Here is a 20,245-nt window from a genome sequence, read left to right on the forward strand (position 1 = left end):
GCGGTCAGGGCCGACCGGGCCGCTCCTGACCGGGACCTTGGTCCCCTGTCTGCCCGGCCCGGACGGCCCTCCCGGTCCGGTCCACGGGCTCTGACCCGGGTCGTCGACCCGGTCCTACGGTCGCGAGTGGAGAACCGGGCCGAGGAGGTCGTGATGAGAACGTGGCAGGTGGGCGACGTGATGACCAGGGACGTTGCGACGGTCGGGGAGGAGACCCCGTACCGGCGGATCGTCGACGTGCTGATCCGGCGGGGCATCAGCGCCGTGCCGGTGGTGGACGGCTTCCGCTGGGTGCTGGGGGTGGTGTCCGAGGCCGACCTGCTGCACAAGGTGGAGCGGGCCGGGCACCCGGACGAGCGGCGGGTCTTCGAGGGGCGGCGCCGGCGTACCGCCCGGGAGAAGGCGGACGCGCTGCTGGCCGGGGACCTGATGACCGCGCCGGCGGTGACCACCTTCCCGGAGTCGTCGCTCCCGGCGGCGGCCCGGCTGATGGACCGCGAGGCGGTCAAGCGGCTCCCGGTGCTGGACGACCTCGGTCGGCTGGTCGGCATCGTGACCCGCGGCGACCTGCTCCGGGTGCACCTGCGCACCGACGCGGAGATCCGCGAGGACGTGGTGCAGGAGGTGCTGCGCCGGGTGCTCGCCGTGCGGGACGGCCTGGTCACCGTCCAGGTCCGCGACGGCGCGGTCACCCTGGACGGCCGGCTGGACCGGCGGACCGCCGTCGATCTCGCCGGCCGGCTCGCGGCCCAGGTCAGCGGCGTGGTCGCGGTCCAGAACGCGATCGGGTACGACGTGGACGACACCACCCTGGTCGAGGTGGATCCGGTGCACCCCACCCCGATCGCCTGAGCGCCAGCACCGCAGGCCCCACTCGCCTCGCGGTTCAGCCGGGGTGGGCGAGCTGGGCGGCGAGCAGCGCGGGGGCCTCGGCGAGGGATGGGCCGTACCAGGTCAGGTGCCGCCCGGAGACCAGCGCGCAGGGCACGCCGGGGAACGACTCCGGTCCGTCGTCGGCGGTGAACCGGTACGGCTCGTCCGGCAGCACCACCAGCTCCGGCCGGCGCGCCCGCAGCTCGGCCAGGTCGGGCCGGGGGTAGCGCTCGGCGTGCTCGGCGTACAGGTTCGCCACGCCGAGCCGGCGCAGCACGTCGCCGGCGAACGTCCCGCTGCCGAGCACGACCCACGGCCGGCGCCACACGGGTACGACCGCCCGGCGGAGCGCGCCGGGCTCGGGCAGGGCGGCCCACGCCCGGCGGGCCGCCACGAGCCAGTCCGGCTCGGTGGTCGCGCCGAGCGTGCCGGCCAGCTCGGCCAGCTCGGTCAGCGCCTCGGGCACCGTACGCGGGAAGGTGACCCGTACCGGCACCCCGGCCGCGAGCAGGGCGTCGGCGTCGGCCCGCCGGTTCTCCTCCTCGTTGAGCAGGACCAGGTCGGGCCGGAGCGCGAGCACCCGGGCCAGGTCCGGGTACTTGCTGCCACCCACCCGCGCGACGTCCAGCCCGCCCGGGTGGGTGCACCAGTCCGTCGCCCCGACCAGCACCTCGGGGCGGGTCAGCGCCACCGCCTCGGTCAGGGACGGCACCAGGGACACCACCCGCACCGGTCGCTCCTTCCGCCGCCGATCCGACCCCGATCATGCCGGATCGGCGGTAGATCGACGCCCGCCGGACGGGCGGCCGGGCCCGCAAGCCACTCCGAGGTGGTCGTCCGGCGCTGACCGCGCCGGTCAGGGTTCGGCGTCCACCCGCGCGGTCACGTCCAGGTGGGCGGGCCGGCAGCCGACGGTCGCGGCGAACCGTCGGACGGCGGCGTCGACGTGCGCGCGGACGGCGGCGGTGCCGGCGCGGGGGTCGAGGTGCACCTCCACCCAGAAGTCGGGCCGGCCCGTCGGGCCGGTGAGCACCACCCGCGCCCGGCGCACCCCGGGTTCCCGGAGCAGGTCCCGCACCAGCGCGCCGGTGAGCACCCCGCTGTCCACCCGGGTACGCCCACCTCCGTCGCCGCCGTGCACCAGGGTGCCCGCCAGCCGGCCCGGCACCCGCAGCTCCCGGGCGAGCAGCCGCTGACCGAGCAGGGCCAGCAGCACCCCGCCGACCACCAGCGCCAAGGCGCTCCACGGCGTGCCGGCCCGCCACCAGTGCAGCAGACCCGCGCCGAGCAGCGGGGTGTCGCCGCCCGGCAGCCGGCCCAGGCTCACCGCCAGGCCGGCACCGCCCAGGGCGGTCAGCAGCAGGGCGACGACCGTCCAGAGCAGCCGGTGCGCCGCGTTGCTCATGCCGCCCGCCGGGCCGGGACCAGTCGGACCTCGACCCGGCCGCGCGTCGGCGCGGCCAGCCGGTCCAGTTCCCGGTGCACGGCGAACTCGACGTCGGAGCGGGCCGCCGGATCGCCGGTGGCGGTCACCCGGGGCCGCCAGGCGTCCCCGCGCCGGCGGATCCGCACCCGGGCCCGCCGTACGCTCGGCACCGAGCGGACCGCGCGGGCCAGGCGTCGTTCGACCGAGCGCCGGTGCAGGTGCCAGCCGTCGTCCCCGTCGAGCCGCAGCCGGGTCGGCTGCCATCGGCGCAGCTGGGCGGCGAGGACGACAAGGCCGATCAGGGTGACCGCGGCGGCCACGGTCCGGGCCGGGGCGTCCTGCCAGCGGGTGCCGGTCAGGGCGGCGTGCCCGCGGGGGAGCAGCAGGCCGGGGCGGCCGAGCGCCGCGAGCGACGCCTCGACCGCGACGAGTATCCCGCCGGCGAGCAGGGCGACGGCGAGCAGCAGGGTGGCGACCCGGTTGACCGTCCGCACGTCAACCTCCGCTCCCCGGCGGCGTGGTGCTGCCGCCCTGCTCCGGCAGGAGCAGGTCCACCACGGTGACGGTGACGCCGGCCACGGTCAGGCCGGTGTGCGCCTCGACCTGGGCGGCCACCCGGCGGCGTACGGCCTCGGCGACCGTCGGAAGGTGCTCGCCGTGGTCGACCGCGAGGTCGAGGTCGACGCGGGCGGCCCGGCCGTCGGCGCAAACGGTCGCCGCCGGGGCGTAGACCCCCGGGGCGTGTCGCGCGGCGTTCTCGGCGAGCCGGGCGATCCGCTCGTCCGGCCAGCGGTCCGGGGTGGCGTCGGAGCCGGTGGGCGCGGCGGATCCGCGGCGGGGCAGGGTGCCGGTCATCGGGGCCCCGGTCAGCGCCGGCGTGGCGGGGTGGCCCGGTCGGCGAGTCCGGCCAGGGTGACGTCGCCGTCGAGGACCCGGACCAGGAGCCAACCGACCAGACCGGCCAGGGTGGCGGCCCCGGCGGCGCCCGGCCCGCCCAGCGCCCAGACCGCCACCAGGAGAAATCCGGCGAGGAATCCGAACTGCTGCCGCGTCATGCCCACCTCCGCTCGCACCGGCCGGCTGATGGGCGCCGCGTACCCGTTCCCGCCGTCGCCAGTCCTCTGCAACGATGCAATTACTCGGGGGCCGTCAGCGCGCGCCCGCCGCGAGCCGGGCCGGGTCCGGAGCCAGGGTCAGCCTAGAGGTGGCCCCCGCCGCGCGCACCGGCCGGCGGGCGGGGGTTCGGTGTCCCGCCGGTGACGGGGGAGCGGACGGCCCGCCCGTCCCGCCACTCCCGCCGGGTCAGCGCGTACTCCACCTCGCCGTGCTCGGATCCCTCGATCGCCTCCGGCCAGTCCTGGTGGAAGGTCCGCACGTACGTCAGTCCGGCCTTCTCCATCACCCGCCGCGACCCGCGGTTGACCGCCATGGTGGTGGCGACGATCCGTGCCACACCCAGCTCGGCGAAGCCCTTGTCGACCAGGGACCGGGCCCCCTCGGTGGCGTACCCGGCCCCCCAGACGGCCCGGCGCAGCCGGTAGCCCAGCTCGACCTCCCGGGGGTCGCCATCCGTGGTCGGCCGGAACTCGAACCAGCCCAGGAAGGTGCCGTCGCGCCGCCGCTCCGCGGCCCACCAGCCCCAGCCCGGCGGCCGCCGGTACGCGGCCAGCATCCGGGGCAGCACCCGCTCGCGGATTTCCGCCGGCGGGGTGGGGCGCCCCCCGGTGAGGTATCGCATCACGTCCGGGTCGCCGTCCAGCTCGGTGAGCAGCGCCGCGTCGGCGGCGGTGAACTCGCGCAGCGTCAGCCGGGCGGTGGTGAGGAAGATCGACACGCTCTCATCCCACCGGCGCCGGCCGGCCCGGGCAACCGGATTAGGCCGCACCGGCGAGGCGCCTGCCATGATCGACGTCCTAGACTCGGGCCGGTCGACCGACCGACGGATGGATCTGGCGAAGATGACGAGCACCGGCAGCGAGGACGCGACCTGGCTGCGTCCGATCACGGCCGGGGGCGCGCCCCTGCTCACCCGGGCCGGTCAGGTCGTGTACGCGTCCCGCCGGCTCAGCGAGCTGGTGCACGGGCGACCACCGGGCATCACCGGACACCAGTGGAGCACCGCCATCCGGGAGGGCTTCGACCAGGTGGTCTGCGCCGCGGACACCGGCCGGCCGCTGTTCGCCGTGGACCTCGCCGCGCCGCCGGCGGCCGGCTCGCCGGAGCAGCGCGCCGAACGGATGAAGAGCGCGGTCTGCGCGGCGGTCGGCCTGGCGGTGCTGCGCATCGAGTCACCGACGTTGCGCGGCGCCGACCACGGCCGCGGGATCGTCGAGTACGTCATCGACGCGCGCGGCTACGCGGACGCCACCGCGGCCGGGCCGGCGGGGACCGAGCCGGTCGGGTTCCGTGACATCATCGGCCGGCTGCCCGACGGCCGCAGCGGACACGTCAACGACCTGGGCGCGCTGACCCGGGCCGCCGTCGTGGAGGCGTACGTGGACCGGCGGCTCGCCGACCCCATCGTCCGGGGGCTGCACGCGCGCTGGAAGGCCGGCCCGGCCGAGGGCTGGAGCTGGGTCGAGGTGCGGCCCGGACGGTGCCTGGTCGAGCGGGTCCAGGTCTTCCCGCAGCGGTTCTTCTGCGGAGTGGACCCGGCGCGGCTCGCCGAGGACCTGTCCGCCCTGGCGGTCGGGGAGCGGCTGCGCGGCCTCGACGCGGCTGAGCCGCCGCTGGTGGACCGGGACGAGCTCCGCCGCGACATCCGGCTCCTCGCGTCCCGTCGGGACGAGCTGGCGGGCGGCTTCGCCTTCGAGCATCTCTGCGCCGACTGACCGCGCGCACCGCCGTACCCGAGCGGGACACGCCCGCGGCGCCGGGCTGACGCCGCTTCCCACCCGCCGCGGCGCCGCCGCTGGCACCGCTGTTGCTGAATTTCGCGATCGGGGCTTGAACCTTCGCGGCCGCCGCTCCGTACCTAAGCGGGAATGGACCCAGACTTCCCGGCCGCGCCGGCAGGCGCGGGAGACGGTGCGGAAAGGGCATCGTCGGTCATCGACGTGCGACCGGAACGTCGCAGTGATCCTCACCCCGAATTCCGTCGGTCCGCCGGGGTCACGAGTCAGCCACCGGATCGAGAAGGAGAGCAATTCGATGCGCAGGTCCACACGGGCGCGCCGGCCATCCGGTAACGCGCGCAGCAAGCGACTGCTGGCCGTTGTCGGCACGCTCGCGGTTTTCGGCGGAATCGTCGCCGTGACCCAGATCTCGTCGGCCCAGGACCGGCGGACATACACCCGCACCGCCTCGGCGTCCTGCCTCGCGCCCAGCCCCGGCGCCACCTCGCCGAGCGGCCAGGGCAGCACCACCCGGACGTGGCAGAACGGCCGCTGGGTGCGCAACCACTGGGGTGACGGGCAGATGTCCGTCGCCGAGTGCCAGGCGGTCAAAGCCGGTGGCGGCGCCGCGGCCGGCCCGCCCACCGTCGCCTGCCCGGACGTGAAGGGCAAGCTTCCGCAGGTCCCTGACCAGGCCCGCAACGAGGTGGACCGCAACCTCGCCCTGTTGGACGCCCAGATCGCCGAGGCCAACCGGCGGCTCGCCGCCGACGCAAGCCGTACCAGCCAGGACTTCGTCAACAACACGATCCTGCGGCCGCTGGCCGACAAGCGGAAGGCGACGTTGAACCGGATCGCGACCGCGATCGGGCGGGTGGCGCAGCGGCCGCAGGGCCTCGACCAGCTCGCCCAGTGCGCCCTCGCCGACGCCGGTCAGAACGCCGGCGGGAACAACGGCGGCCAGACCGGTGGCCAGAACGGTGGTCAGACGGGTGGCCAGAACGGCGGTCAGACCGGCGGCCAGAACGGTGGCGGCCAGAACAACAATGGCGGCAACGGGTTGGGCGTCCTCGCCAAGGACTGCACCAACAGCAAGCTCCAGCCGCACGATGGTTTCCAGAACGGAAACCGCTGCGTGAGCACCGCCTTCGGTGAAGTGGGTGCCGCCGCGAACAATCCCTCGCTGCTCATCACGCAGTTCCCGAACCAGGTCAACCGGAACGAGCCGTTCGCCCTCCGGGTCACCACCAAGAACCTGATCCGGGACCGCTTCCTCGCGGCCGGCCAGGGCGGTTACTACCTGGAGAGCTCGCTGCTGAACGACCAGGGCCTGGTCCGTGGACACTTCCACACCGCGTGCCGGATGCTCAACGACACCCGGCAGCCCCCGAACCCGCAGGACGTGCCGGCGTTCTTCGTGGCCACCGAGGACGGTCGGGGCAGCGACCAGCCGGACGACGTGCAGATCCAGATCCCCGGGCTGCCCCAGTCGGGTCTCGCGCAGTGCGCGGTCTGGGCCGGTGACGGTTCGCACCGCATCCCGATGATGGAGCGCGCCAACCAGACCCCCGCCTTCGACGTGGTGCGGATCGAGGTCAACTGAGGCCGGGTCGGTCGACGGCCCGAGCCGCCCGGGGTACGCCCCAGGCGGCTCCGCCGTTTCCGTCAGACCAGCGCGGGCGCCGGTCGGACCGGTTCGTCGGCCGGGGGCCGCAGCGCGCGGATCCGTCGGGTACGGGCCGGCGCGGCGAGCAGGTTGCCGACCGCCACCAGCAGGGCCAGGCCGAACAGGCCCAGCCAGAGCGCGGTGTCGCCGAACCGGTCGGTGACCAGCCCGCCGATGGTGGGGCCGCCGAAGCTGGCGAAGGCGTACCCGAGGGAGTAGACGCCCTGGTAGCGGCCGCGCTGGGCGGCGGGGGAGAGGTCGGCGGTGAGCGCCGAGTTGGCCGGCGTCATCATCATCTCGCCGAGCGTCCAGACCAGGACGGCGAGCCCGTAGCACCAGACGCTGTCGGCGAGGGCGGTGAGCGCGAAGCCGGTGCCGACCACCACCGCCGCCACCGCGATGGTGCGGGACCGGTCGAAGCGGCCGATCAGCCGCGGTACGAAGAGCTGCCCTACCACGATCATCAGGCCGTTGACCGCGATGACCGGCCCGTACGCCGCCGCCGGCAGCCCGTCGGCCTGCAACGCCACCGGCAGCATCACGTTCGCCTCGATGCAGAGCCAGACCAGCCCGGTGAGCGCGGTGAAGGTCAGGAAGACCGGGTCGCGCAGCACCACGCCGAGCCCACCCCGGTCCGCCCGGGTGAACTGTGTGAACTGTCCCACGGTGACCGGGGCCGGCCGCGACTCGGGCACCTTGACCGCGATCAGCGTGGCCGTGCCGAGCAGCACGGCGGCGTTGACCAGGAAGAGCAGCAGCGGGTCCACCCGGACCAGCAGGCCGGCCACGGTCGCGGCCACCGAGAAGCCGATGTTGATCGCCCAGTAGTTGAGGGTCATCGCCCGCAGCCGGTCGCGTTCGCCGACCACGTCGATGATGGTGGCGGTGAAGGCGGGGCGGGCGACGCCGAGGAAGAGCCCGAGCAGCAGGGTCAGCAGCGCGATGCCGACCGGCTGGGTGCTCAGCCCGAGGGCGGTGGCGATGGCCGCGGCACTGACGTTGCCGGCCAGCATCGCCGGCCGCCGCCCCCACCGGTCCGCGATCATGCCGCCGAGCAGCGTGCCGAGCGCGCTGCCGGCGCCGTGCAACCCGATCACCATTCCGGCGTACGACGGGTCGAAGTGTCGTACCGAGACCAGGTAGACGCCGAGATAGATGGCGACGAAGCTGCCCAGTCGGTTGATCAGGGTGGCGGTCCAGAGATACCAGAAGGTGCGAGGCAGTCCGCCCGCCGTCTGCCGCCACCATGTCGCCATGCGCCACCCCCGAGAGTCGTCCGTGTAATGCCTGCCGGCTGGGCCGGTCATTACAACCTAGGGGTACGACGGCGTTGCGGTCATGCGTCGATCATGGTGGCGCCGCTCACCCTCGGCCCGTACCGTCGACGGATGTCGACCGAGCGCTTCCCGGCGCTGCTGGACGGGCCGGGCAACCACGTCAGGGACCCGCGCGAGCAGCTGCTGGGCTACCTCGACTGGTACCGCCGGGCGCTGGCGCGCAAGACCCCCGGGCTCTCCGGTTCCGTACGCCGGCGAAGGCGCCCAGCCTCGGCCGGATCCTCTTCCACCCGCGCCAGGAGTACGCCCGGCACGTCGGTCAGCTCGACGTGGCCCGCCAAGCCCCTCGACGGGAGGACCGGGGAGTGAGCGTCCCGCCGGGCCGGACACGCGCGGCGGGAAATTGTGAACGGGTTGAAAAGCGGACCGGGGCCCCACCGATTTCTCAGCGTGACCCCGGCCTGCCCGAAGGTGACCCCCGACTGCTCAGCGGTTCTTGTACGCCTCCACCACGGAGACCGGGATGCGGCCCCGCTCGGAAATCTCGTACCCGTTCTTGGTGGCCCATTCCCGGATGGCGCGGTTCTGCTCGCGGTCCATTCCGGCGGTGGCCGGGCGCCCCGGACGGCGCGTGGCGCGGCCGGCCTCGACCGGTCCGCGGCCGATTCGCCGGCCTGCGCTGATGTACGGGTCCAGCGCCTTGCGCAGGACGCCCGCGTTCTCGTCGGAGACGTCGATGGTGTACGCCACGCCGTCCAGGCTGAACTCGACGGTCCGATCGGCCTTTCCGCCGTCCAGGTCGTCGGTCAGAACGGTGATTACTTTCCTTGCCATCGCCATTGCTCCCTGTGTCGGGCGGGGTGTGGCTAAGAGTTTGACGTATGGCGCGGCGAATTCGCAACAATACCCGCCGTTTGCCATTCGGCGGGTCGCCTAATCGCTCGCGGAATCGTGCCCCGGCCGGTCGGGGCGGATGGGAGCGACCACGGCCCGGCCTGGGAAGTGGCGTGGGTCACAGCCAGGAACAAGGGGAACGCTTTGTTACTTGAGCCTGTCACGCTCAAGCCAACGTGATAGCAGGTGTTCGATGGCAACTCTTCCGGTACTTCCACTGACCGACGCCGTCCTGCTGCCGGGCATGGTCATCCCGGTGACCCTCGACCCGACCACCCAGGCCGCGGTCGACGCGGCCCGCGCCACCGGCGACAAGAAGCTCCTCGCCGTGCCCCGCATCGACGGGGAGTACGGCTCCGTCGGCACGGTAGCCACCATCGAGAAGGTCGGCCGGCTGCCCGACGGGGAGCCCGCCGCCGTCGTCCGCGGCCTGTCCCGGGCCCGGATCGGCTCCGGCGTCCCCGGACCCGGCGCCGCCCTCTGGGTCGAGGCGACCGAACTCGACGAACCCGCCCCGGCCGGTAGGGCCCGGGAACTCGCCCGCGAGTACCGCGCGCTGATGACCTCGGTCCTCCAGCAGCGCGGAGCCTGGCAGGTCATCGACGCCATGGAGCGGATGACCGACCTCTCCGAGCTGGCCGACGCGGCCGGCTACGCGCCCTGGCTCAGCCTGGCGCAGAAGACCGAACTGCTCGACGCGCCGGACGTCACCGCCCGGCTGGAGCTCCTCGTCGGCTGGGTGAAGGACCACCTCGCCGAGCAGGAGGTCACCGAGCGGATCAACAGCGACGTCCGGGAGGGGCTGGAGAAGTCCCAGCGGGAGTTCCTGCTCCGCCAGCAGCTCGCCGCGATCCGCAAGGAGCTCGGCGAGGACGAGCCGGACGGCTCGGCCGACTACCGCAGCCGGATGGAGTCCGCCGACCTGCCGGAGAAGGTCCGCGAGGCGGCGCTGCGCGAGGTCGGCAAGCTGGAGCGGGCCAGCGACGCCTCCCCGGAGGCCGGCTGGATCCGGACCTGGCTCGACACGGTCCTCGAAATGCCGTGGAACACGCGTACCGAGGACAACACCGACCTGGCCGCGGCCCGCGCCGTGCTCGACGCCGACCACGCCGGCCTGGCCGACGTGAAGGACCGCATCCTGGAGTACCTGGCGGTGCGCAACCGGCGGGCCGAGCGCAACCTCGGCGTCGTCGGCGGCCGCGGCTCCGGCGCGGTGCTCGCCCTCGCCGGCCCGCCCGGCGTCGGCAAGACCAGCCTCGGCGAGTCCGTCGCCCGGGCGCTCGGCCGCAACTTCGTCCGGGTCTCCCTCGGCGGTGTCCGCGACGAGGCGGAGATCCGCGGCCACCGGCGCACCTACGTCGGCGCGCTGCCCGGCCGGATCGTCCGCGCCCTGCGCGAGGCCGGCTCGATGAACCCGGTGGTGCTCCTCGACGAGGTCGACAAGCTGGCCGTCGGCTACGCCGGCGACCCGGCCGCCGCCCTGCTCGAGGTGCTCGACCCGGCGCAGAACCACACCTTCCGGGACCACTACCTGGAGGTCGACCTCGACCTCTCCGACGTGCTCTTCCTGGCCACCGCCAACGTGGTGGAGACCATCCCCGGCCCGCTGCTGGACCGGATGGAGCTGGTCACCCTGGACGGCTACACCGAGGACGAGAAGGTGGCCATCGCCCGGGACCACCTGCTGCCCCGGCAGCGAGAGCGGGCCGGGCTGACCGCCGACGAGGTCACCGTCGCCGACGAGGCCCTGGCCCGGATCGCGGGGGAGTACACCCGGGAGGCCGGCGTCCGGCAGCTCGAACGCGCCCTGGCGAAGATCCTGCGCAAGGTCGCGGTCGCGCTGGCGTCCGACCCGGCGCCGGTCCGGGTGGACACCGGCAACCTCGCCCGCTACCTGGGCCGGCCGAAGTTCACCCCGGAGTCGGCCGAGCGGACGGCGGTGCCCGGCGTGGCCACCGGCCTCGCGGTCACCGGCGCCGGCGGCGACGTGCTCTTCATCGAAGCCACCAGCATGGACGGCGAGCCGGGGCTGACCCTGACCGGTCAGCTCGGCGACGTGATGAAGGAGTCCGCGCACATCGCGCTGTCGTACCTGCGGTCGAACGGGCGGCGGCTCGGGCTGGACCCGAACGCCCTCGCCGGACGGCGGATCCACGTGCACTTCCCGGCGGGCGCGGTGCCCAAGGACGGCCCCAGCGCCGGCATCACCATGGTCACCGCCCTGGCCTCGCTGGCCAGCGGGCGGCCGGTCCGCCCCGAGTTCGGGATGACCGGCGAGGTGACCCTCTCCGGCCGGGTGCTGCCCATCGGCGGGGTGAAGCAGAAGCTGCTCGCCGCCCACCGGGCCGGCCTGACCGAGGTGATCATCCCGGCCCGCAACGAGCCGGACCTGGACGACCTGCCCACCGAGGTCCGCGAGGCGCTGACCATCCACACCCTCGCCGACGTCGCCGACGTGCTCGCCCTGGCGCTGCGCCCGGCCGACGTCGACGCGGAGACGCTCGGCGGCCAGACCCTCAGCGCGGCCTGACCGCCACCCGCCCCGGCGGGACGCGCCGAGGCCTCCGGTCGACCGACCGGGGGCCTCGGCGTGCGTAGCTCAGCGCCGGTCGCGCCGGTCGCCGCCGAAGTCCCGGTCGCGGCGCTCGCGCCGGTCGGCCCCGTCGAAGCGGCGCTCGCCGCCCCCGTCGCCGTCACGATCCCGGCGTACGGTCGTCTTGCGGCCCTTGATGGTGCTGCCGCGCAGCCCGGCGATCACCTCGTCGGCGACCCCGACCGGCACCTCCACCAGGGAGAACCGGTCGGCGATCTCGATCGAGCCGATGTCCCGGCCGCTGAGCTGGGTCTCCCCGGTGATCGCCCCGACCAGGTCCTGCGGCCGGACCCCGGCGCGCCGCCCCAGCCCGATGAAGACCTGCGTGGTGCCGCCGGTACGCGGTCGGGCGCCGCCGCCGCGCCGCTCCCCGCCGCGGCCCTCGTACCCCGGCCGGGTCTCCCGCTGCGGACGGACCGCGACCTGCGGGATCTCCTCCTCGTCGGGGGCGCCGGGCAGGGTCGCCTCGTGGGCCAGCTTCACCGCGGCGAGGGCGACCTCCATCATGTCGAACTCGTCCGACAGCGACTCCACGATCACCCGGAACGGATCGAGGTCGTCCTCCAGCAGGCTCTCCCGCAGCGCGGCCTGGGTCAGCTCCAGCCGCCGGGTCCGCAGGTCGGCCACCGTCGGGATCTTGTCGATGGCGATCCGCTGACCGGTCACCCGCTCGATGGTCTTGAGCATCCGGTGCTCGCGCGGCTCGGCGAGGGTGATCGCCACGCCCTCCCTGCCGGCCCGACCGACCCGGCCGATCCGGTGCACGTACGACTCCGGCGCCGACGGCACGTCGTAGTTGACCACGTGGGTGAGCTGCTCGACGTCCAGGCCGCGGGCCGCCACGTCGGTGGCCACCAGCAGGTCGGCGGTGCCCGAGCGGAGCCGGCCCATCACCCGGTCCCGCTGCTCCTGGCTCATCCCGCCGTGTAGCGCCTCCGCCCGGTAGCCCCGGCCGTTCATCGTCTCGGTGAGCCGGTCCACCTCCTCGCGGCTGCGGCAGAAGACGATCGCCGCGGTGGGGGACTCCACGTCCAGCACCCGGCCCAGCGCCGCCGGCTTGTGTGCCCGGGAGACGATGTACGCGCTCTGCCGCACCCGGGGCGCCTCGCCGGCCACCGCCCGCTCGCGCTCGATCTGGATGCGCTGCGGGTCGGTCAGGTGCTTGCGGGCCAGCCCGTCGATCCGGGACGGCATGGTCGCCGAGAAGAGCACCGTCTGCCGCTGCGCCGGGGCGTGCTCCAGGATCGCCTCGATGTCCTCGGCGAAGCCCATGTCGAGCATCTCGTCCGCCTCGTCCAGCACCACGGTGGCCAGCGAACCCAGCCGCAGCGTGCCCCGGGCGATGTGGTCCAGCGCCCGGCCCGGGGTGGCCACCACCACGTCCACGCCCAGGTCCAGGGCACGCAGTTGCCGGCCGATCGGCTGGCCGCCGTAGATCGGCAGGACCCGGGTGCCGAGGTCCTTGCCGTAGCGGTGGAACGCCTCGGAGACCTGCACCGCCAGCTCCCGGGTGGGCACCAGCACCAGCGACACCGGGTCACCGCCGGTCCGGTCGTCCGGCATCCGCTGCAGCAGCGGGAGGGCGAACGCGGCGGTCTTGCCCGTACCGGTCGCCGCCTGCCCCAGCAGGTCCCGGCCGGCCAGCAGCGGCGGGATCGCCTCCCGCTGGATCGGGGTCGGCTCCTCGTAGCCGAGCGCGGAGAGCGCGCCCAGCAGTTCGGCGCGCAGCCCGAGATCCGCGAAGGCGGTCGCCTCGTCGGTGTCGGCGGCGGGGGTGGGGTCGGTCGGTGTTGGTGCGGAACTCATGCGACAAGCCTTTCATCACCCCCGCCGGCCCGTCGCGTCGACCGGCACAACCGTCACCCGCGACACGTTCACCCGACGATGGCCAGCACCATGGTGAGCCCGACGACGGCGTCCAGGACGACGCACCACTCGGCGTATCCCGCCGGCAGTCCGGGGGACGTCCCCGCACACCGGCGGCGGCTAGCCTGACCGGGTGCGTACGGTCGAACTGGTGTGCTCGCCGCCGCTGGAGGAGGCGGTGCGGGCGGCCTGGGACCGGCTCGCCGTGGCCGGGCTGCCCAGCCTGGGCCGCAACACCCACCCCAGCAACCGGCCGCATCTGACCCTCGCCTCGGTCGACGAATTCCCGCCCGGGGCGGAGGAACGTCTCGCCGACCTCTGCGCCGCCGTGCTGCCCCTGCCGGCCCGCCTCGGCCGGGTCGAGGTGCTCGACGGCAGCGCGCCGCTGGTCTGGTTGGTCCGGCCCCTACCGGAGCTGGTCGCCCTGCACGCCGCGGTCTGGGACGTGCTGGCCGGCGCCCCTGGGCAGAACCCGTGGCACCTGCCGGGGCGGTGGATCCCGCACCTGAGCCTCGCGCTGCGGTTCCGCTACGCCGACCGGCGGTTGGCCGGGGCGGTGGCCGGCGCCGACCGGCCGAGCGGGGAGTTCGCGGCGGCGCGCAGCTACGACGGCGACACCCGGACGGTCAGTGAGCTGACCGCCACCGACGGCCTGTACCCGGGCTGAACCAGCGGGCGGGGGCCGTCCGCCCGCTGGCGGACGGCCCCCGGCTCAGCGGTGGAACCGCAGGTAGTCGAACTCGGCGGTCACCGGGGGCTCTGCGCCGCCGTGCGCGACCAGGCCGATCCGGGGCGTGGTGTCGGCCGGGAAGGTCCACACCCCACCCCAGGTCCAGTGCACGCCGTCCCGGCTGGAGCCGGCCCGGAACTCGTGCTCCCCGGTGGCCGCGTCGACGTGGTGGGCCAGCCGCAGCCAGGTGGTGGTGGCCGGGGTGCCGACGATGTTGCCGCCGTACACCGGCTGACCCGCGAAGGGCAGCTCGTAGCCGTACTCGACCTGCCGGGTGTTCCAGATCGCCACCTGGGACAGCCGGGCGAACCGATCGTCGTCCACGTACGCGACCATCCCGGCCTGCTGGTAGTTGCGGACGGTCTCCTCGCCGAGGTCGAGGGTCACCTTCGTCTCCGCCACGTAGTCCCCGCTCGGCGCGTCGTGCAGCAGCACGCCGGCGGTGTTCCCGGTGCCGACCAGGTCGGCCGACTCCACCGGCCAGCGAAGCGCGCCGTCGCGTACCGTCGCGGCCGGATCCTGCCGGACCCACCGCCAGGCCGGGTCGAACCCGTCGTCGAACTCGTCGGACCAGGCGGGCAGCAGTGGACCGGCGGTCGGTGGCGCCACCGCCTGTCGCGCCGGCCGGTACAGCCGGGCGGCGCTCACGTTGTCGAACTCGGCGGTCCCGCCCTCGGCGAGCAGGGTGAGCGGTCCCGCGACCGGGTGGGTCAGCCGCAGCGTGACCACGGCGAGCTGGTCACCGAGGCGGGCTGGGCTCAGCTCGGCGACGAGCTGCCGGCCGCGGACCTCGACGGCCAGGTTGTGCCGGTCGGCGGGGTCGAACCCGGCGGGCAGCGGAACGCTCGCGGTCGCCCCGCCGGCCTCCCGGGCCACCAGCCGGTCGCCGTCGATCCGGACGTCCACCCGGCCGAGCCGCAACCCGGCGGCGTCCGCCCCGGTCAGCCGCAGGTCCGCCTCCGCGCGCACGTCCCCGTCGAAAGCGGTACGACTCGTCAGCGCGCCGGTCCTGGTGAGTCGCCCGTCGGCCACCTGCCAGCTGTCGTCGTCGGCCCGCCAGCGGGTGAGCGCCGGGGAGTCGAAGCGTTCGTCGAGCCGGGCGGTCGTGACCGGCGCGGGCCGCGGCCCCTCCGACGGCCCGGCGCCGGCGTTCACGGTGGGCCAGCCGTCGATCCAGTCGAGCCGGTCCAGCAGCATCGGCCGCTCGTTGATCCCGAACGGCTCGTCCAGGTACGGGTCGGCGCGGTCGATCGCGTGGTACACGATCCAGTCCTGCCCGGACAGGTCGGTGAGGAAGCCGTTGTGGCCGGTGCCGATCCAGCGGTTGCCGTTCTGGGTGAGCACCGGGGTGCCGCCGGCCCGGGAGGCGTCCAGCCGCAGCCCGTCCCGGTCGACGAACGGCCCGCGCGGGCCGCGGGCCCGTCCGACCTGGACGGAGTAACCGGTGGCCGGGCCGGCGCAGCAGTTCGCGGTGGAGGCGAAGAGGTAGTACCAGCCCTCGTGGCGCAGCACGTAGCTGCCCTCGAACTTGTTGTCGACGGCGACCAGCGTCGGGGCGCCGACCGCGCGCAGCCCGTCGGCGCTGAGCTCGGTGACCGAGATGCCGCCGTAGTAGCTGCCGAAGTAGAGGTAGTGGCGGCCGTCGACGTCGGTGAACTGGCTCGGGTCGATGGTCCACAGGTAGCCACCGCCCCCGCCGGGGCGCGGGGCGACCACCGGCTCGTCCGCGAAGGTCCACGGGCCGGTCGGGGTGGGCGCGGTGGCGGCCCCGATGGCGGTGTCGAAGGTGTCGGCGGAGACGCCGGTGTCGGTGACCGTCACGTACATGACCCAGTGGTCGCCGACCCGGCGCACGTCGGGCGCCCAGAACGCCGCGCCGGGGGCGGCCCAGGACGGGCGCTGGTCCGCGGCGAGGGCATCGCCGACGTACGTCCAGTCGACCAGGTCGGCCGAGCGGGCGGTGGGTACCCGGTGGGCCTGCTTCTCGCCCTCCCGAAGCGGGTCGGAGGTGCCGTAGGCGTACCAGAGGCCGTCGTCGCCGCGGACGACGACCGGGTCGGCGAAGGTGTCGGCGAATCCGGCGGAGACCGGGTTGGGGTAGCGGTCGGGCCCGGAACCGGCCACGGCCGGCGCGGACGCCGTCGTCGCCAGCACCAGTCCGAGTACGGCGGCGAGCACGCCGCCACGGTGGAGGTGTCCCATCAGACCTGCCTCGGGTCGGTGTCGACATAGGTCACTGCGGTGCCCCGTTTCTACAACGTTGGATACAACGATGTAAAGAGCGCCGATACCCTTCGGCCTTCACCGAACCGTCCCCGTGCCAGCATGGGGCCATGACCACCACCAGCATCGACGGCACTTCGGTCGCCGGCCTCGCCGCGCTGCTCGCCGACCGCACCCGGGCCAGCTTCTGCCTGGCCCTGCTCGACGGACGGGCCTGGACGGCGGGCGAGCTGGCCCGCGCCGCAGGGGTGGCCGCGTCCACCGCCAGCGACCACCTCACCCGGCTGGTCCGCGGCGGACTGCTGGTCGAGGAGCGGCAGGGCCGACACCGGTACGTCCGCCTGGCCGGCCCGTCGGTGGCCCAGCTCATCGAGGACCTGGCCGGCCACGCCCCCGCCCCGCCGACCCCACCCCGGACGTTGCGCGCCGCGCAGGCCGGCGCCGCCCTGGCGTACGCCCGTACCTGCTACGACCACCTGGCCGGGCGGCTCGGCGTGCGGCTGTACGACGCAATGCTCGCCCGCAACGTGCTGGACCGGTCGGGCGGCCTCGCCCTCACCCCCGCCGGCCTGGACTGGCTGACCGGCCTCGGGGTGCCGGTCGAGCCGCTGCGGACCGCCCGGCGGCCCCTGGTCCGCGACTGTCTGGACTGGACCGAGCGCCGCCCCCACCTGGCTGGCGCGCTCGGGGCGGCGCTCTGCCACCGCTTCCTCGACCTCGGCTGGACCGTACGCGGCACCGGCCGCGCGATCCGCCTCACCCCGGCCGGCGTACCCGCCCTCGCCGCCGCCCTCCACCTCGACCCCGCCGACCTCGCCCCCGCCCCGCCCCGCGACACCGGCGCCGGCCGCGCCTGACCGGCCCGACCCGATCCGCCCCGCGCTCCGCCCCATCGGTCGCGCCGCCCCGCGCCCCGTCCCGCTCCACGGTTCGGCGGGGGCCGAAGTGTTCCGGGCCTAGCGTCGGGTCATGAGCTGGTCGATGATCGCCGCCGCGCCCGACACGCCCGCCTGCGGACCGCCCGTCCCCGACGCCGACGGCGGCTGGTCCGTCACCCGGCACGCCGACGTGACCGACGTGCTGACCCACCCCGACTGCGTGGTGCCGACCGCCCCCGACGGGCCACCGGGCACCCTGGCCTGGCTGCGTGGCACGGTGAGCCGGTTCAGCGACCCGCAGCGCCACCCGGTCCGGCGCGCGGTCGGCGTGGCCGCCCTGGCCGAGCTCGACCCGGACGAGCTCCGGACCGCGGCCGCCCGGCTGACCGGGGACGAGATCGACCGGGCCGGCGGGCGGCTCGACGTGATGGCGCGGCTGGCGCGCCGCGTACCGCTGGTGGTGCTGGCCGATCGGCTCGGCCTGGCCGACCCGGCGGCGGCCGTGCCGGCGGTGGTCGCGGCGGCCGCCGCCTACCATCCGGGCGCGACCCCGGCGGCGGTGGCGCGCGCCGACCGGGCGGTCGGGATCCTGCTGGCGCTGTCGCCGCCCGCCGCACCGGAGGTCACCGCGAACCGGCTCGGGCTGCTGGTGCAGGCCTGCGATGCCACCGCCGGCCTGATCGGTGCCGCCGCCCGGCACGTCCTCCCGGCGCCGGAGTCGGTGCCGACCGGCGACCTGCTCGCCGAGGTGCTCCGGTTCGACCCGCCCGTCCGCGCCACCCGCCGGGTCGCCGCCGCCGCGCTGCGGCTCGGCGGGCGGGAGATCGCCGCCGGCGCCGCGCTGGTGCTCCGATTCGACGCGGCCAACCGCGATCCGGACGTCTTCGCCGAGCCGGACCGGTTCGCCCCGGGCCGGCCCGGCCGCGCGCTGACCTTCGGCGCCGGTCCGCGGGGGTGCCCGGGGGAGCGGCACGCCCTGGCCCTGGCCACCGGAGTGGTCGACGTGCTGCGCCGCCGCTGCCACCGCACCGACACCGAGATCCGCCACGATCCGCATCCGACGCTGCGCGTTCCCACCAGACTCGAGGTGAGCCCCCGATGAACGACCGGCACGCCGCCTTCCACGCCCTGCACCGGCCGGGCCGTCCGCTGCTGCTCCCCAACGCCTGGGACGCGGCCTCCGCCGCCGCGCTCGCCGCCCGGGGCCACCCCGCGATCGGCACCACCAGCCTCGGGGTCGCCGCAGCCGGCGGGAAACCCGACGCGGCGGCGGCGACCCAGGACGAGAACCTCGACCTCGCCCGGCGGCTGCGCGGGCTGCCGGTGCTGCTCACCGTCGACGTCGAGGGCGGCTTCAGCGACGACCCGGCATCGGTGGCCGGGTACGTCGCCGAACTGGCCGGGCTCGGCGTGGTCGGCATCAACCTCGAGGACGGCCGCCCCGACGGCACCCTGGCCCCGCCCGAGCTGGTGGCGGCCAAGCTAGCCGCGGTGCGGTCAGCGGTGCCCGGGCTCTTCCTCAACGCCCGCACCGACGCCTGGTGGCTGGGGGTGCCCGAGCCGCTGGAGCAGGCCCTGCACCGGGCCCGGACGTACCGGGACGCGGGCGCCCACGGGGTCTTCGTTCCCGGGGCCCCGGACGACATCGTCGCGCTGCTCGCCGCCGAGGTCGGCGTGCCGCTGAACGTGCTCCACCGGCCCGGCGGCCCGAGCCTGGCGGAGCTGGGTCGGCTCGGGGTGGCCCGGGTGAGCACCGGGTCGCTGCTGTTCCGCGCGGCCCTCGGCGCGGCGCTCGACCTCGCCGACGCCGTCCGCGCCGGGCGGGACGGCGACCCGCGCGCCGTACCGACGTACGGATGGGTGCAGGAGCTGTCCGGGCGGTTCGGGGCGGACCACACCGGATAGGGCGTCGTTCGGGGGAGATAGGAGGATTGTTCGGGGATCCACGGATTCTGGTGCTTACGGTGTGTTTCAGGTTCATCCACACCGTGTCCTGCCCGGAGAGAGGACCCGACCATGCGAGTGCCCAGCCGAAGCCCCGGCCAGCAGCCCGGGACCGCCGTCGCGTCCGCCGCCCCCGTCCGCCGCCTGCCCACGTCGCCCCCGGCCCGCCGGTCCACACCCGGCGAGCCGGACCTGGCCGCGTACCGGGCCGCGGTGGCGGAGCTGCTCGTCGAGGTGGGCGCCCTGGCCGACGCCCCGTCGACCGCCGCCCGACAGGTGCTGCTGGACCAGCGGCTGCGCGAGCCGGCGATCGCCGCGGTGCTCGACGCCACCCCGCAGGGGTTCGTCGGCGCCCGGGAGACGCTGCTGCTGGAGATGGCCCGCTACCAGCCGAACGCGCGCAGCTCCGCCGCCGACCTGACCGCGCTGGTCCGGATCTACCTGCTCTCCCGGATCGACGTGATGTGGTGGCGGGACGCGCCCACCTTCGCGACCGACGCGCAGGTCAACGGCAGCGTCGACCTGGTCGATCTCGAGTGGCTGCGCCGCCGTGGCCTGCTCGGCTTCCGGTACCAGGAGCAGCCCGCCAGCGTCCTCGGCCGGAGTCTGCGCGCGGTACGCCGCCAGCTCCTCCCGGACGCCACCCCGCGCACCGCGGGCCTGATGTTCCGCCGGGCCCGCCGTGAGGTCGTGGCTCTGCTCAACGACGTCGCCCGGGAGTTCGCCCTGGCCACCCCGCCCGCCACTCCGCCGCTCTGGGTGACCAGCCTGGCCCGCAGCGCCGAGCACCAGTACCGGCTACGCCGCCTCGGGTACGCCGCCATGGTGCCCAGCGGCCACTGCCTCGGCTACGCCGCCGACGTGGAGCTGGCCTGGTTCCGGCGCTTCGGCGTCCGGGACACCCTGGCCGGCCTGCTGCTGGCCCGGCAGGACGCCGGCGAGATCAACGTGGTCGACGAGGGCCAGGCCTGGCACCTCTGCCTCGCGCCCACCGCCCGCCGCCGGCTGCGGCGAGCGTACGAGGCAGAGATGGCGGTCTGA

20 protein-coding genes are annotated in these 20,245 nt (G+C 75.1%); 10 read left to right on the top strand and 10 right to left on the bottom strand.

Annotation, left to right across the window (positions count from 1 at the left end):
* The first annotated feature begins 153 nt into the window (after positions 1-153).
* Positions 154-852, top strand: a complete 699-nt coding sequence (locus GA0070613_RS21570) for a CBS domain-containing protein (RefSeq protein WP_089016106.1) — start codon at positions 154-156, stop codon at positions 850-852.
* A 34-nt stretch (positions 853-886) separates the two neighbouring features.
* On the opposite strand, the gene GA0070613_RS21575 is transcribed toward GA0070613_RS21570, so the two are convergent.
* From GA0070613_RS21575 to GA0070613_RS21600, 6 genes are all read right to left on the bottom strand, one after another.
* Entirely contained in the window at positions 887-1,603 is a 717-nt protein-coding gene (locus GA0070613_RS21575) for a helical backbone metal receptor (RefSeq protein ID WP_089013953.1), read from the bottom strand.
* 126 nt (positions 1,604-1,729) lie between these two features.
* Positions 1,730-2,278 carry a hypothetical protein gene (locus GA0070613_RS21580; protein ID WP_089013954.1) on the bottom strand — a complete coding sequence of 183 codons (549 nt, stop codon included), beginning with the start codon at positions 2,276-2,278 and terminating at the stop codon, positions 1,730-1,732.
* Positions 2,275-2,793, bottom strand: coding sequence for a hypothetical protein (locus GA0070613_RS21585; RefSeq protein WP_089013955.1), 519 nt, complete (start codon positions 2,791-2,793; stop codon positions 2,275-2,277). Before GA0070613_RS21585 ends, GA0070613_RS21580 begins: the two co-directional genes overlap by 4 nt.
* 1 nt (position 2,794) lies before the next feature.
* Positions 2,795-3,154, bottom strand: coding sequence for an Asp23/Gls24 family envelope stress response protein (locus GA0070613_RS21590; protein ID WP_089013956.1), 360 nt, complete (start codon positions 3,152-3,154; stop codon positions 2,795-2,797).
* An 11-nt stretch (positions 3,155-3,165) separates the two neighbouring features.
* Positions 3,166-3,354, bottom strand: a complete 189-nt coding sequence (locus GA0070613_RS21595) for a hypothetical protein (protein ID WP_089013957.1) — start codon at positions 3,352-3,354, stop codon at positions 3,166-3,168.
* 143 nt (positions 3,355-3,497) lie between these two features.
* Positions 3,498-4,133, bottom strand: a complete 636-nt coding sequence (locus GA0070613_RS21600) for a GNAT family N-acetyltransferase (protein WP_089013958.1) — start codon at positions 4,131-4,133, stop codon at positions 3,498-3,500.
* Positions 4,134-4,200: 67 nt separating this feature from the next.
* Between GA0070613_RS21600 and GA0070613_RS21605 the strand changes: the two genes are divergently transcribed.
* Together GA0070613_RS21605 and GA0070613_RS21610 are read left to right on the top strand one after the other, a co-directional pair.
* Positions 4,201-5,130 carry a PDDEXK family nuclease gene (locus GA0070613_RS21605; protein WP_231929354.1) on the top strand — a complete coding sequence of 310 codons (930 nt, stop codon included), beginning with the start codon at positions 4,201-4,203 and terminating at the stop codon, positions 5,128-5,130.
* 319 nt (positions 5,131-5,449) lie between these two features.
* Positions 5,450-6,736: a hypothetical protein gene (locus tag GA0070613_RS21610; protein ID WP_172875866.1), complete on the top strand. Its 1,287-nt coding sequence runs from the start codon at positions 5,450-5,452 to the stop codon at positions 6,734-6,736.
* A 62-nt stretch (positions 6,737-6,798) separates the two neighbouring features.
* On the opposite strand, the gene GA0070613_RS21615 is transcribed toward GA0070613_RS21610, so the two are convergent.
* Positions 6,799-8,055, bottom strand: a complete 1,257-nt coding sequence (locus GA0070613_RS21615) for an MDR family MFS transporter (protein WP_157746428.1) — start codon at positions 8,053-8,055, stop codon at positions 6,799-6,801.
* Between the two features lie 132 nt (positions 8,056-8,187).
* Here GA0070613_RS21615 and GA0070613_RS21620 point away from each other — a divergent pair, with 132 nt between their 5' ends.
* A complete protein-coding gene (locus GA0070613_RS21620; protein WP_172875867.1) occupies positions 8,188-8,445 on the top strand; it encodes a hypothetical protein in 258 nt (85 codons plus the stop codon).
* A 117-nt stretch (positions 8,446-8,562) separates the two neighbouring features.
* Here GA0070613_RS21620 and GA0070613_RS21625 read toward each other — a convergent pair whose 3' ends face one another.
* A complete protein-coding gene (locus GA0070613_RS21625) occupies positions 8,563-8,910 on the bottom strand; it encodes a histone-like nucleoid-structuring protein Lsr2 (RefSeq protein WP_089016109.1) in 348 nt (115 codons plus the stop codon).
* A gap of 253 nt (positions 8,911-9,163) precedes the next feature.
* Between GA0070613_RS21625 and lon the strand changes: the two genes are divergently transcribed.
* Positions 9,164-11,500 carry an endopeptidase La gene (gene lon / locus GA0070613_RS21630; RefSeq protein ID WP_089013960.1) on the top strand — a complete coding sequence of 779 codons (2,337 nt, stop codon included), beginning with the start codon at positions 9,164-9,166 and terminating at the stop codon, positions 11,498-11,500.
* Positions 11,501-11,569: 69 nt separating this feature from the next.
* Here the strand turns inward: lon and GA0070613_RS21635 are convergent, their stop codons facing one another.
* Positions 11,570-13,369, bottom strand: a complete 1,800-nt coding sequence (locus GA0070613_RS21635; RefSeq protein WP_089013961.1) for a DEAD/DEAH box helicase — start codon at positions 13,367-13,369, stop codon at positions 11,570-11,572.
* A 193-nt stretch (positions 13,370-13,562) separates the two neighbouring features.
* Between GA0070613_RS21635 and GA0070613_RS21640 the strand changes: the two genes are divergently transcribed.
* Positions 13,563-14,096 carry a 2'-5' RNA ligase family protein gene (locus GA0070613_RS21640; protein WP_089013962.1) on the top strand — a complete coding sequence of 178 codons (534 nt, stop codon included), beginning with the start codon at positions 13,563-13,565 and terminating at the stop codon, positions 14,094-14,096.
* 45 nt (positions 14,097-14,141) lie between these two features.
* Here GA0070613_RS21640 and GA0070613_RS21645 read toward each other — a convergent pair whose 3' ends face one another.
* Positions 14,142-16,361: a family 43 glycosylhydrolase gene (locus GA0070613_RS21645; protein WP_089013963.1), complete on the bottom strand. Its 2,220-nt coding sequence runs from the start codon at positions 16,359-16,361 to the stop codon at positions 14,142-14,144.
* Between the two features lie 131 nt (positions 16,362-16,492).
* Between GA0070613_RS21645 and GA0070613_RS21650 the strand changes: the two genes are divergently transcribed.
* The 4 genes from GA0070613_RS21650 to GA0070613_RS21665 all read left to right on the top strand — a co-directional run bounded on the left by GA0070613_RS21650 (position 16,493) and on the right by GA0070613_RS21665 (position 20,245).
* Positions 16,493-17,239 carry an ArsR/SmtB family transcription factor gene (locus GA0070613_RS21650; RefSeq protein WP_089013964.1) on the top strand — a complete coding sequence of 249 codons (747 nt, stop codon included), beginning with the start codon at positions 16,493-16,495 and terminating at the stop codon, positions 17,237-17,239.
* Positions 17,240-17,351: 112 nt separating this feature from the next.
* Positions 17,352-18,362, top strand: coding sequence for a cytochrome P450 (locus GA0070613_RS21655; RefSeq protein WP_231929355.1), 1,011 nt, complete (start codon positions 17,352-17,354; stop codon positions 18,360-18,362).
* Positions 18,359-19,165 carry an isocitrate lyase/PEP mutase family protein gene (locus GA0070613_RS21660; protein WP_089013965.1) on the top strand — a complete coding sequence of 269 codons (807 nt, stop codon included), beginning with the start codon at positions 18,359-18,361 and terminating at the stop codon, positions 19,163-19,165. Before GA0070613_RS21655 ends, GA0070613_RS21660 begins: the two co-directional genes overlap by 4 nt.
* Before the next feature lie 111 nt (positions 19,166-19,276).
* Complete coding sequence (locus tag GA0070613_RS21665; RefSeq protein ID WP_089013966.1) at positions 19,277-20,245, top strand: hypothetical protein; 969 nt, start codon at positions 19,277-19,279, stop codon at positions 20,243-20,245.

Origin of the sequence: Micromonospora inositola (assembly GCF_900090285.1) — a bacterium.
Lineage (GTDB): Bacteria > Actinomycetota > Actinomycetes > Mycobacteriales > Micromonosporaceae > Micromonospora > Micromonospora inositola.